Annotated in this window: 11 protein-coding genes; 5 read left to right on the top strand and 6 right to left on the bottom strand. The window is 66.2% G+C overall.

What is annotated here, in order from left to right:
* Positions 1-252: 252 nt before the first annotated feature.
* From IAG25_RS07475 to IAG25_RS07500, 6 genes are all read right to left on the bottom strand, one after another.
* Complete coding sequence (locus IAG25_RS07475) at positions 253-1,065, bottom strand: polysaccharide deacetylase family protein (protein WP_187604279.1); 813 nt, start codon at positions 1,063-1,065, stop codon at positions 253-255.
* Complete coding sequence (locus IAG25_RS07480; RefSeq protein ID WP_187604280.1) at positions 1,062-3,425, bottom strand: MMPL family transporter; 2,364 nt, start codon at positions 3,423-3,425, stop codon at positions 1,062-1,064. Before IAG25_RS07480 ends, IAG25_RS07475 begins: the two co-directional genes overlap by 4 nt.
* 7 nt (positions 3,426-3,432) lie before the next feature.
* Positions 3,433-4,017 (bottom strand): LolA family protein, encoded by a 585-nt coding sequence (locus IAG25_RS07485; RefSeq protein ID WP_187604281.1) that lies wholly within the window; start codon positions 4,015-4,017, stop codon positions 3,433-3,435.
* A 4-nt stretch (positions 4,018-4,021) separates the two neighbouring features.
* Positions 4,022-4,930: an LpxL/LpxP family acyltransferase gene (locus IAG25_RS07490; protein WP_255503604.1), complete on the bottom strand. Its 909-nt coding sequence runs from the start codon at positions 4,928-4,930 to the stop codon at positions 4,022-4,024.
* A 68-nt stretch (positions 4,931-4,998) separates the two neighbouring features.
* A complete protein-coding gene (locus IAG25_RS07495; RefSeq protein ID WP_187604283.1) occupies positions 4,999-6,669 on the bottom strand; it encodes an AMP-binding protein in 1,671 nt (556 codons plus the stop codon).
* 20 nt (positions 6,670-6,689) lie between these two features.
* Positions 6,690-7,343 carry a hypothetical protein gene (locus IAG25_RS07500; RefSeq protein ID WP_187604284.1) on the bottom strand — a complete coding sequence of 218 codons (654 nt, stop codon included), beginning with the start codon at positions 7,341-7,343 and terminating at the stop codon, positions 6,690-6,692.
* A gap of 443 nt (positions 7,344-7,786) precedes the next feature.
* Between IAG25_RS07500 and IAG25_RS07505 the strand changes: the two genes are divergently transcribed.
* From IAG25_RS07505 to IAG25_RS07525, 5 genes are all read left to right on the top strand, one after another.
* Positions 7,787-8,047, top strand: coding sequence for a phosphopantetheine-binding protein (locus IAG25_RS07505; protein ID WP_008348277.1), 261 nt, complete (start codon positions 7,787-7,789; stop codon positions 8,045-8,047).
* 149 nt (positions 8,048-8,196) lie between these two features.
* Positions 8,197-8,913, top strand: a complete 717-nt coding sequence (fabG, locus tag IAG25_RS07510) for a 3-oxoacyl-ACP reductase FabG (protein ID WP_187604285.1) — start codon at positions 8,197-8,199, stop codon at positions 8,911-8,913.
* A gap of 20 nt (positions 8,914-8,933) precedes the next feature.
* On the top strand, positions 8,934-10,262 hold the full coding sequence (locus tag IAG25_RS07515) for an NAD(P)/FAD-dependent oxidoreductase (protein WP_187604286.1): 1,329 nt from the start codon (positions 8,934-8,936) through the stop codon (positions 10,260-10,262).
* Positions 10,263-10,267: 5 nt separating this feature from the next.
* Positions 10,268-11,119 (top strand): MipA/OmpV family protein, encoded by an 852-nt coding sequence (locus tag IAG25_RS07520; RefSeq protein ID WP_222946438.1) that lies wholly within the window; start codon positions 10,268-10,270, stop codon positions 11,117-11,119.
* Positions 11,112-11,921: a lysophospholipid acyltransferase family protein gene (locus IAG25_RS07525; protein WP_187604287.1), complete on the top strand. Its 810-nt coding sequence runs from the start codon at positions 11,112-11,114 to the stop codon at positions 11,919-11,921. The genes IAG25_RS07520 and IAG25_RS07525 overlap by 8 nt, the downstream gene beginning before the upstream one ends.
* Positions 11,922-11,986 lie beyond the last annotated feature (65 nt).

The raw sequence follows: 11,986 nt of genomic DNA on the forward strand, positions 1-11,986 counted from the left end.
TGACGCAAGCGGCGCGATGTGTCAGACCGTGCGCGAGCCAAGCCCGGTTAGTCCTTCGAGGGCGACACTTAGGCGAGTGCCACCGGCGGCTGGCAAGCATGGCTAAGTTGCGTGTGACCGCGGGCTTAAACGAGCTGTTTCTTTGGTTACTTTCTTTGCAGCAGCAAAGAAAGTGACTGCCGCCCCGCACAGGGGCAGTGCCAATAGACCGCCACGAAAACGGGATCCGGCGAAAAAAACCCCAAACCACCCCTACCCCAAGATCGCATCCCGCAAGGTCAAAGTCCCGAACCCCCGATCCGCCGCCGCCCGCAAGACCGTATCGAGCGCAGCCAACACAACGGGTACGCCATGCACATCCCTCGCACCGTGCCCATCATGAACGAGCAGGATATCGCCCGCAGCGAACCCATCGAGCAAACGCCGCGCAACTAGCGCCGCATCGCCCGTGCGCGTGTCGAAGCCGCGTCGCGTCCAGCTCGCGAGATGAAGCCCCAGACCGCACAGCACCGGTTCGAGAAACGGATTGCGCAATCCCGCCGGCGCGCGAAAGAACAGCGGCCGCGTGCCCGCGATATCGCCGAGCGTCGTTTGCGCCGCGTCGATTTCACGCCGCATCGCGCCCGGCCCCATCAGCGAAAAATTGTGCCGATGCCGCTGGCTGTGATTCTCCACCGCATGTCCACGCGCGACGATCGCCTCGACGATGCGCGGATGTTCCCGCGCGCGCTCCCCGATGCAGAAAAACGTCGCGCGTGCGCGATGCGCGTCGAGCAGATCGAGCACGCGCGGGGTGACGTTGGGGTCGGGACCGTCATCGATCGTGATCGCGATGGACGCGCCCGCCGATTCCGGCAGCGTCGTCCAGTTGTGGCCGAGCAGCGCGCTGCGCGGCCAGAGTCCCGCCGCCGTCAGCGCACAGTGCGACGCGATCACGCCGCCCGCCGCCCACGGCCACGTCGCGGGCGATACGGCGAGCGCCGCGAGCGCGCCCGCGTGCACGGCTGCCGCGCCGCCGATCAAAGGCGTCGGGGTCCATCGACGCGGTTGGCCGGGCGCGTTCATCGCGAAAATCCGGAACGCGGCGCGAGGATCGCCGAGAACAGCAGCGCGAGAATCGCGCCGGGGCCGATCGTCAGTCCGAAGGTCTTGAGCATCGGCACACTCGAAAGCGCGAGCAGCCCGAAACCGAGCACGGTCGCGAGATTCGCGATCACGAGCGATACGAGCGTTTGCGGGGAAATCGCGTTGTCTTCGGCGTGCGCGCGATAGTTGAAGAAGAGCGCGTAGTTCGAGCCGACCGCGACGATCAGCAGCATGCCGATCAGATGCAGAATCGTCAGCGACTTGCCCGCGAGCGCGAGCCCCGCGATCACGACGATCACCGCCGCGACGAGCGGCGCGAGCGTGCGCGCCGCGCGCACCGGCGAGCGCAGCGCGAGCACGAGCAGCACGACGATCGCGGCGAATCCGCCGAGCGACAGGCGAATGTCCTCGTGCACGTAGTTCTGATAGAGACGGTCGGCCTCGGCTTTCATATCGACGAACAGCGCGTCCGGCACCTGCGACGCCGTCACCGCCGCGCGAATCTTCTGCGCCTCCACGTCCGAGCCTTCGGCCGCGCGCAAGGGCAGCATCGCCGTCCAGTGGCCGTCGCGTTGCGTGAGCAGCGAATCGACGGCGAGCGCCATCGACGTGCCCTGCAAATCGGCGCGACGCAGCAACGGCCGTGTGCGGGCCGCTTCGGCATCGGCGATGAACGGCTCGAAGACTTCGGGCTTCACGCGGATCGTCTGATCGCGCAGCGCGACGGCGAGACGCGTGCGCAATTCCCCGGCCGAAGGCAGGCTCGCGAGACGCGCGCGCTGTGCGGCGTCGCTCGGCAGATAGCGCGCCGGACTTTCATAACCGGCGATCACGTGCGCATCGACGAGCGGCTGCAACCGACGCGCGACCGCTTCCGCCCGTTCGAGCGCGGCCTGCTCGTTCGCCGCCGACACCACGACGAGATAGCGCACGTCCGGCGCACCGACGTCGGCGCGCAGACGTTCATCGAGATCCTGGCTCGCCTTTGGAACGGGACTCAACGCGGACAATTCCTGACTCCAGAGCCCGTGTCTGTGCATGAACAAGGTGGCGACCGCCGCCAACAACAACACCAAGAGCGCCGCGCGCAAACGCGACGCATGGCCGGCGACGCGCGCGAGCCGATTGCCGAGGCGCGAGACGTCGCGGATCGCAAAGCCTTGCGGCAACGCATGCGGCAGCACGAAACGCGTGACGATGCCCGCCGTCGACAAACCGACGATCGAATACAGCCCGAGTTGCACGAGGCCCGGAAAGCCGGAGAAGAGCATCGAGGCGAAGCCGCAGATCGACGTCAGCACGCCGAGGCGGATCGTCGGCCAGAAGCTCGCGACCCAGTCCTTCAGCGATTCGCGCCGCGCGACGCCCGCCGACTGCACGAAGAGATAGATCGAATAATCGACGGCCTCGCCGATCAGCGTCGTGCCGAATCCGAGCGTGAGTCCATGCACGGTGCCGAACGCGAGGCTCACGGCGGCGACGCCCGCCGCGACGCCGGACAGCACCGGCAACAGACCGAGCAGCAAAGTGGGCACCGAGCGATACACCGCCAGCAGCAGCACGACGATCAGCACGATGCTCGCCGCCGACAGCCAGCGTACGTCGTGCATGATCGTGTCGCGTGTTTCCACGGCGAATACGCCCGGTCCCGTCATCAGCAACCGATACGCCGATGCGCCCGGCGCGGCTTGCGCAAACGCATCGCGGATCGCGGCCATCGCGCTGGCTTGCGCATCGGTGTCGGAACCGGCGCTCGCGGTCTGCGCGAGCAGCACGGCGCGCTGGCCGTCGCGCGATGCCCATACGCCATCCTGCATCGAAGGCTGCGCGCCGCTGTCCAGCTGACTGACGAGCGCGGTGACTTCGCCGGTCGGATCGTGCGGCAGCAAGTCCTTCGTCATCATCCCGGCGGACGAGCTCAGCAGATCGAGGCTGTCGGCGAGCGCGTCTTTCAGGCCGGCGACGCTGAAGCGCTCGGGCGTCACCGCGGGACTCAACTGATAGCGATGCTCGAAAACGAAACGCTCGTCGCGCGCCGCTCCGACCGGCTCGCCGTTGTTGATCGCGGAGAAGCGCTTGTCCGCGCGCAACTTGGCCGCGACCTTGCGCGAGACATCGGCGCGGCCGTTCGCATCGCCGCCTTCGATGCCGACGAGAATCAGCCGCGAAACGAGCCCGTCGCGCAGTTGCTCGACGAGCACGCGTTGTTGTTCGCTGGGCGAGCGCGGCAGGAAAGCGGAGAGATCGGCGGAAAAGTTCGTACGCGCGATGACGCCCAGGCACACCGCGAGAAAGCACAGCCAGACGATGACCGCAGGCTGACGAAGGACAGCGCGCATGCCGGGTTCAGTGCGCCGACGCGTCTTGCAGGCGCATGAGCGAGCGGTCGCCATCGGCCTGCTTGATCTCGACGCGCGCGAGCGCCGCGCCGCTGCCCGCGAGCGTGATCGAGCTGACTTTCTGCTTCATGCGCGAATCGATCGGCACGAGGGTCATCGTCCAGTCGTTGCCCTTGCCGTCGATCGACACCTTGTACGCGTTCTCCAGCGCGAAACGGTTGCCCGCGAGCGTCGCGCGGATGCTCTCGATGAACGCGCCCAGTTCCGGATAGTTGCGCAGCGGAATCGTCACCTTGCGGCCGTTGCGATCGACGGTGAGCATGTCGCCATCGACGACGAGATTCTCAGGCTTCGGGCTTACCGTATGCTTTTCCAGATGATCGGGCGCGACGAACACGAGTTCGCCCGACGATTCGAGCGGCTCCTGCGCGATCTTCAGATAGCGCGTTTCGGTGAACTGCGCGCGCCCGGATTTTTTCGCGCCGAGCGTGTTCATCAGGCGATCGAGCGTCCAGGGCGCATCGGCGGCAAAAGTCGGTGCCGACATGACGCACAGCACGGCGGCGGTCAGCACCGCGGAGAAAACTCGCATAAGCTCAGGAATCCTTCGTGACTTCTCGCAGACGGGCGCCGGCCGCGCGCGCTTGCGCCGGTTCCTGCACGGCGTTCGCCTGCCAGAAGTCGAAATAGTTGAACCAGTTGTACGGCGCCGCGCGGCAGTATTTTTCGAGCAGCGCGACGTAGCGCGTGAGTGCGGCATCGACGGCGGCGGCGCGCTCGCCGCGCCCGGTCTTCGAAAAATCCGCGAGGGTTTCGAAGTGGATATCGTAGCGGTTGCCGCCGAGATACAGCCCCGTCATGAAGACGACCGGACGCCGCAACACCGCCGCCATATGCAGCGGCCCGAGCGGAAACGCGGCGGGCGCGCCGAGAAATTCGCGTTCCTTCAGCGCGTCGCCTGCCTGACGCAGCGTGCGATCCGCGAGAATGCCGACGAGCGTGCCCGCATCGAGCCGTTCGCGCACCTTCAGCATCGCATCGACCTTGCCGAGCCCGATCACGTCGTGATGCGCGGCCGGATTCACGGCGGCGAGAATCGCGTTGATCTTGCGCGCGTTTTCTTCGTACATGGTGATCGCGATGCGGATATGCGGCTGCGCCCGCCCGATCGCGCGCACCACCTCGAAGCTGCCGAGATGCGCGCCCATCAGGAACGCGCCGTGGCCGTCGGCGAGCGCGGCCTCGACATCCTCGACGCCATGCGTGCGGATATCGAACAGATCGAAGCGTTCGTTGAGCAGATAGATGCGGTCGTGAATCGTCGACGCGAACGAGAACACATGTCGATAACCATCGCGCCAGCCTGCATGCCGGCCGAGCGCGCGATTCAGATAAGAACGCGATGCACGCCGCGCGCGCGGCGCGAACACCACGAAGTACGCGGCGATGATCCGCAGCAACACGCGCCCGATGCGCCGCCCGAAGCGCAGCGACACCCACGTCATGAAGCGCAGCAACGCGAGGTTGCTGCGTTCCTGGCGCTCGGCCCAGTCGTCGCGGTTGCGCGGCTCGTTCACGATGCTTGCGTGCCGTTGTCGATCATGCCGACCGCGCCGCTCGCCACCGCGCGAACACCCGCGCGAATCGTGAAGCGGATCGCGCCGCTCGCGGATGTTTCGTACGTGATGTCGAGCGCTTCGCCGGGAGCGGCCGGGCTCAGGAATTTCGCCGATTCGATCCTGCATGCGCCGAAGTTCTTTCCGAGCGCGGAACCGATCGCGTCGAGCGCGTGATCGAGCAGCACGACGCCCGGCACGATCGGGCGTCCGGGGAAATGTCCGGCGAGCGCGGGATGCTCTGGCGGCACGGTGAAGCTCAGCGCGGCGCGGCGGCTGCGTTCCTGTTCGATCAGTTGCGTCAGCACTTCGCGCGGCAGCTTGCCGGTCGCGTTGCGCGGCAGCGAATCGACGAACAGCAGCGGACGCGGCATGAACGCGGCGTCGATGCGCTCGCGCAATGCGCGCTGCAAGTCCGCCGCCGTAAGCTCCGGCGCCACGACGAGCGCCATCAGACGGCGCACGGTTTCACTGTCGGCGGGGCTTTCGTCGGGCATGTAGAACACGCCGTCGATCACACCGGGCACCGCGTTCAACTGATGATTCAGATACGCGAGCGACGTGCGCTTGCCCGCGATATTGATGAGATCGGCCTTGCGCCCGTGCAGCAGAAAATGCGTGCCGTCGATGAGTTCGAGCGCGTCGCCCATCGGCACCGGCACTTCGACGTGGCCGCCGGATGCCCACATCGTCGGTTCGCCGGAATCGTCGGCGCGCGGCGTCAGGGCGATGTCCGGAAACAGTTCCCACGCGGCGGTGTGCGCGGTACGGCGCGTCGCGATCTGGCCGGTTTCGGTGCTGCCGTAGATTTCCATCAGCGGCGCGTCGAGGCGCGCTTCGGCGTCGAGCGCGAGCTTTTCCGCGAGCGGCGCGGTCGCCGACAGCAACAGCGACGCGCGCGGCAACGCTTCCTCGTTCGCGAACAGCGCACGCAGATGAATCGGCGAACTGACGAGCACGCGCGGCTCGGGCACGGCGGCGAGTTCCGCGCGGATATCGACGGGATAGAACGGCTGGCGGTTGCTGAACGCGAGGCCGCCGAGCAGCGCGAGCAGCACCGTCGATTCGAAGCCGTACATGTGCTGCGGCGGCACGGTGCCGATGAGCGTCGCGCGTGCCTCGCCGAGCAGGCCGAGACGCGCCGCCGCCGCGCGCACGTTCTTCACCAGAAAGCCCCACGTCTTGCGATGCGGCACCGGCACACCCGTCGAACCCGACGTGAACACGTAAGCGACCACGCGCGCGCCGTCGATGTGCGGGACATGCGCTTCGCCCGTCATGCGGGACGCCGCGCCAAGCGGATACCGGAAGCGCGGCAGGTCGATCGCGCAATCGTCGTTGTCGTGCAGGCAAAACGCGTCCGGCGCGAACGAGGCGAGGGCGCGCACCATTTCGGGCGTATGCGTCGAGGGCAACAGGCTCGTCTTGCCCGCGACGAGCGTCGCGCACAGGCTCACCGTGAAGCGATAGCGGTCCGTGCAGACGTTGAATACATGTCCGCCTTCGGGCAGCGCATCGGCGAGCGCCTGCACGTCGGCAAGAAACTCGCGCACGGTGACGGGCACGCCGTCGCGCCAGGCGATCGTCTGATCCGGCGACGAATGGAAAACCAGCGGAAAGGTCTGCATGGGCGATGAATTCGACGACATTACTGCGCCCCGCCGCGACGCATCTGCATCGACTGCGTGTAGGCGCGCACGGCGTCCATGATGCTCGACGGCTCCATGTCGGGCAGCGCGATGCGGCGGCACGCGTACTCGGCGACGAACATCAGCCCGACGAGCGGCAGCGCGAGATAGTTGGCGAACGTGGACCACGCGACGATCGATGCGCACGCGAACAGCACCGTCGACACGAACGCCGTCGCGACGAAAAAGAGCGTCCACGCCAGCGTGACGTGCCGCGTATAGCGCACGACGCGCGCTTCGATCTGGCCGTGGACCATTGTCGCGAACTGGGTGCAAAGCGGTTCGCGGCCATGAACGAGCGTGCGGCCGAACATCCACGCGAGCGCGAGGTTGAAGCTCGCGTGTTCGAGCCACAGGCCCCAGCCGAAATGCGCGGTGAGCGGCGCGCGCCCGAGCCACAACGCGACGCACGCGAGCGCCCACAGCGGCAGCAGCCAGCCACGCGCGGGCGAACGCACGACGGCGTTCAGCGCGATGAGCAGAATCGGCGCGAGGACGAGCGCGAGCCCGAGACCGTGCGCGCCCGGCGTGGACGCGGCATGATGCGCGGCAAGCTGGTAAGCGGCGATCGCACCGACGCCGCTCGCCGCGCGAAAAAAGCGCGCTGCGTTCATCGGCGTGCTCCGCTTGCGCGCGGTGCGCCTGAAAGAAGGAAAAAGGTACGCAACATGGAATGCGGCTGCGGCGTTCTTCAGAACGCTCCGTAATTGAACAAAAACCCGGCAGTCGCCCGCCTGACGATCATTTTCCCGCGCGCCTGCGCGCCCGGTCTGTAACCGATTGTTCGATGATCTTACATTCGTCAGACCGGCGGATTTTACCCTACGCACGCAGGGGTCCCGCCCAGCGGCGAAACCGCTGATTTTTCTCAGAAATATCGCGGTCCGGCGCATCTTCCGACCGGTTACCTTTCCTACTAGGCGTCCCAGAGGGCTTCGTCTAGAATTTCGCCACTAGCAATTATCTCGATAACAGGCAGCCGGTGGCGTGCGGGGTACGCGGGGCGCACGTCTTACGAGCCGCCCTTGCGCGCGTTTCTGGCTGGTCTGCACATACGATGAACGAACTGGAAAGAGAGCTCGCCGAGCTGATCGTCGCCGAATTGAATCTCGAGGACGTCGATCCCAAGGCCGTCTCGGCCGATACGCGTTTGTACGAAGAAGGTTTCGGGCTCGATTCCATCGACATCCTGGAGATAGCGCTCCTGATTTCGAAGAAATACGGCTTCGAGCTGCGCTCGGACAATCCGGACAATCAGAAGATCTTCGCGAGTCTCGGCGCGCTCGCCGCGCACGTCGCGGCGCATCGCACCCGATAACGCGCGGCGTCAGCCCCGACAGCCGCTGTCATGCAAGTGAAATCCGCCGCATCGAGACTGAACGACGCGCACGCTCGTGCGCTCGCCGATGCGGCCGCGCAACACGGAATACGGACTGGCGCAATGCAATCGATGACGGAAACCAGGCCATGCGCGCGCTCGTGACGGGCGGCAGCGGCGCGATCGGACAAGCTGTCGGCCGCTCGCTGGGCGCGGCCGGACACGAAGTCTGGATTCACGCGAACGGCGGCATCGAACGCGCTGAAAGCTGCGCGCAAGCAATTCGCGCGGCGGGCGGCACGGCGCATGCAATCGCCTTCGACGTGACCGATCCCGACGCCACCGACGCCGCGATCGCGCGCATCCTGGCCGACGGCCCGGTGCAGATTCTGGTGAACAACGCGGGCATCCACGACGATGCGCCGATGGCCGGCATGACGCGCCAGCAATGGAAACGCGTGCTCGACGTGACGCTCGACGGTTTTTTCAACGTCACGCAGCCGCTTCTCATGCCGATGATCCGCACGCGCTGGGGCCGTATCGTCAACATGTCGTCGCTGTCGGGGCTGATGGGCAATCGCGGGCAGGTGAATTACGCGGCCGCCAAGGCGGGCCTGATCGGCGCGACGCGCGCGCTCGCGCAGGAACTCGCGTCGCGCGGCATCACGGTGAACGCGGTGGCGCCGGGCGTCATCGATTCGCCGATGCTCGGTAACGCTTTTCCGCCCGAGCGCATCAAGCAGCTGGTGCCGGCGCAGCGCGCGGGCACGGCGGAGGAAATCGCGGGCATGGTCGCGTATCTGGTGTCGGACGCGGCGGCTTATGTCACAGGGCAGGTTCTGTCGATCAACGGCGGAATCGCTTGAATCGGATCGAAAGGAGTGGGATGAGCGAAGCGACGCAAACCTGGGACGTCGCGGTGATCGGCGGCGGACCTGCCGGATCGACCGCGGCGACGCTGCTCGCGGACCGCGGCTATCGCGTGCGGGTGCTGGAGAAGGCGCGGCATCCGCGCTTTCATATCGGCGAATCGCTTTTGCCGGCAAATCTGCGGCTCTTCGAACGGCTCGGCGTCGCCGATGAAGTGCGCGAGATCGGCATGGTCAAGCTCGCGGCCGAGTTCGTGTCGCCGCAGCACGACAATCGCATGCAGCGCTTTCTTTTCGCCGATGCCTGGGACAAGTCGATGCCGAGCGCGTATCAGGTGCGCCGCTCCGAACTCGACGAAATCCTGCTGCGCAACGCGGCGAAACACGGCGCGCACGTGAGCGAAGGCTGCCGCGCGCGCGATGTCGTGTTCGCGGCGGATGGCGCCAGCGCGACGATCGCCGCCGAGCACGACGATGGCCGCATCGAGGAAGTGCGCGCGCGTTTCGTCGTCGATGCATCGGGGCGCGACACGCTGCTCGCGAATCATTTCAAGACCAAGCGCCGCAACGAGCGCCACAATTCGTCGGCGCTGTACGGCCATTTCAGGAATGCTCGCCGCAACGACGGCCAGAACGAAGGCAACATCACCGTGTTCTGGTTCGAGCACGGCTGGTTCTGGTTCATCCCGCTCGCGGACGGCGCGACGAGCATCGGCGCGGTCGTGTGGCCCGCGTATCTGAAGCGGCGTCCGAAGGGCACGTCGCTCGAAACGTTCTTCCGCGAGACCATCGCGCTGTGTGCGCCGCTCGCCGAGCGCCTGAAAGATGCCGAACTGATCAGCGAAGTCCACGCGACGGGCAACTATGCGTACACCGGCGACATGACGCACGGACGCAACTTCCTCTTGCTCGGCGATGCGTTCGCGTTCATCGACCCGGTGTTCTCGTCGGGCGTGATGCTCGCGATGCAGAGCGCGTTCGCGGGCGCGGAAGCGATCGACGCGGCGCTTTCGAATCCCGCCGATGCGCCTGCCGCGCTCGCGAAGTTCGACCGCGACGTGCGTCACGGTCCGCGCGAATTTTCGTGGTTCATCTACCGCATGACCTCGCCGACGATGCGCGATCTCTTCATGGGCCCGAGAAACCCGCTGCGCATGAAGGAAGCGCTCTTGTCGCTGCTCGCGGGCGATATCTTCGGCACGACGCCGATCTGGCGTTCGCTGCGCGCGTTCAAGGGCATCTATTACATTACGGCCGCGCTCGACTGGCGCAATTCGCTGCGCGCATACCGCCAGCGACGCCGCAATCTGAGCGACGCGAAACGCGCGGAGCTATCGGCCAATTGATCACGATGCCGGGATTTCGCTCGTCGCGCCTTGCGCCCCTGATGTTGCTCGCCGCGAGTACGGTTGCGTGCGCCGATGACGCGCCGCCACCGAGCAAGCCGTTGTGGGAGGTCGGCGTCGGCATGGGCGTGGCGGGCTTTCCGCACTATCCGGGCTCGGACCAGACGCGCGCGTGGGTCTTTCCGTTTCCCTACGTGATCTATCGCGGCAAGTTCTTCCGCGCCGATCGCGACGGCGTGCGCGGCCAGTTGCTCGACACCGATCGCATCAACTTCAATATCAGCCTGCTCGGTTCGCTGCCCGTTTCCAGCCGCGACGACAACGCGCGCGCCGGCATGCCCGATCTCAAGCCGACGATCGAAATCGGTCCGTCGATGGAAGTGCACCTGTGGCGCTCGCCGTCGCGCGACACGCTGCTCGATCTGCGCCTGCCGGTGCGCATGGGCATCACGCTGGAATCGTCGCCGAAGACGGTCGGCTGGCAGTTCGAGCCGAACCTGAATCTCGATCTGATCGATGTCGCGGGCGTATCGGGACTGCGCGTCGGCATGCTCGCCGGACCGATGTTCGCCGACGGCAAGTACAGCGACCACTACTACACGGTCGCACCGCAATATGCGACGCCCGGCCGTCCCGCGTTCCAGGCGAACGGCGGCTACGCGGGCACGCAGGCGCTCGTGTCGATGTCGCGGCGCTTCAGCCGTTACTGGGTCGGCGCGTTCATGCGCTATGCGAACCTCGCCGGCGCGAGCTTCGCCGACAGCCCGCTCGTGCGGCAAAAGAGCGTGCTCTCGGGCGGCGTGGCGGTGGCGTGGGTGTTCGGACAGTCGTCGAAAATGGTGGCGAGCGATGAGTGACGCCCATCGGAAAATCGGCGGTGCAGGCGAACGGATTTCGCTGGGCCGCGCGCTCGAATCCGCGTGGCAATGCGTGGCGTTCTATTTCGCGCTCGTCGTGCTGGCGCTCGTGTGCCTCGCGTGGTTTCCGTTCGCGTGGATCCTGCGGCGCGTGCTTTCCGCCGATGCCGGGCGGCGCGTCGGACGCAGCGTCGTGCAGCGCGTGTGGCAGGGTTATTTCGTGCTCCTGCGCACGCTCGGCGCGTGCCGCTTCGATCTCTCCGAACTCGATTCGCTCGCGAGTCAGTCCGCGATGATCCTCGCGCCGAATCATCCTTGCCTGCTCGATGCGTTGCTGATCGCGTCGCGCGTACCCGATACGTGTTGCGTGATGAAAGGCGATGTCGCCGGGAACGTGTTTCTCGGGCCGGGCGCGCTGCTCGCGGGGTATATCGTCAACGATACGCCGGTCGGGTTGATTCGCGCTGCGGTTGCCGAACTGGAGCGGGGCTCGCCGCTTTTGCTGTTTCCCGAAGGCACGCGCACGGAGCATGCGTCGGTGAATCCGCTGAAGGGTGGCATCGCGCTGATCGCGGGGCGCGCGCAGGTGCCGGTGCAGACGCTCATCATCGAGACGGATTCGGGCTTTCTTGGCAAAGGCTGGCAGATTTTTAGAAAGCCTGCGCTGCCTATTACTTATCGCGTGACGCTTGGGCGCCGGTTTGCGCCGCCGGGGCGGGATCATGCTGCGCTGCAAGCGTTTATCGGTGAATTGCAGCGGTTTTATGCTGGGGAAGTTGATACGCTTCGGGCGCGGGATTGAGTGGGGTTGAAGGGCTTGCCTAGGCTTTCGGTGGAACTCGTGTTCGTGTCGGTCTATTAGCACTG

This window comes from Caballeronia sp. EK (genome assembly GCF_014384845.1).
GTDB lineage: Bacteria > Pseudomonadota > Gammaproteobacteria > Burkholderiales > Burkholderiaceae > Caballeronia > Caballeronia jiangsuensis.

What these genes read in the sequence shown, in the direction of transcription:
- IAG25_RS07475 (WP_187604279.1), bottom strand. Translation starts at nt 1,065, where the DNA reads ATGAACGCGCCCGGCCAACCGCGTCGATGGACCCCGACGCCTTTGATC.
- IAG25_RS07480 (WP_187604280.1), bottom strand. Translation starts at nt 3,425, where the DNA reads ATGCGCGCTGTCCTTCGTCAGCCTGCGGTCATCGTCTGGCTGTGCTTT.
- IAG25_RS07485 (WP_187604281.1), bottom strand. Translation starts at nt 4,017, where the DNA reads ATGCGAGTTTTCTCCGCGGTGCTGACCGCCGCCGTGCTGTGCGTCATG.
- IAG25_RS07490 (WP_255503604.1), bottom strand. Translation starts at nt 4,930, where the DNA reads ATGACGTGGGTGTCGCTGCGCTTCGGGCGGCGCATCGGGCGCGTGTTG.
- IAG25_RS07495 (WP_187604283.1), bottom strand. Translation starts at nt 6,669, where the DNA reads ATGCAGACCTTTCCGCTGGTTTTCCATTCGTCGCCGGATCAGACGATC.
- IAG25_RS07500 (WP_187604284.1), bottom strand. Translation starts at nt 7,343, where the DNA reads ATGAACGCAGCGCGCTTTTTTCGCGCGGCGAGCGGCGTCGGTGCGATC.
- IAG25_RS07505 (WP_008348277.1), top strand. Translation starts at nt 7,787, where the DNA reads ATGAACGAACTGGAAAGAGAGCTCGCCGAGCTGATCGTCGCCGAATTG.
- fabG (WP_187604285.1), top strand. Translation starts at nt 8,197, where the DNA reads ATGCGCGCGCTCGTGACGGGCGGCAGCGGCGCGATCGGACAAGCTGTC.
- IAG25_RS07515 (WP_187604286.1), top strand. Translation starts at nt 8,934, where the DNA reads ATGAGCGAAGCGACGCAAACCTGGGACGTCGCGGTGATCGGCGGCGGA.
- IAG25_RS07520 (WP_222946438.1), top strand. Translation starts at nt 10,268, where the DNA reads ATGCCGGGATTTCGCTCGTCGCGCCTTGCGCCCCTGATGTTGCTCGCC.
- IAG25_RS07525 (WP_187604287.1), top strand. Translation starts at nt 11,112, where the DNA reads ATGAGTGACGCCCATCGGAAAATCGGCGGTGCAGGCGAACGGATTTCG.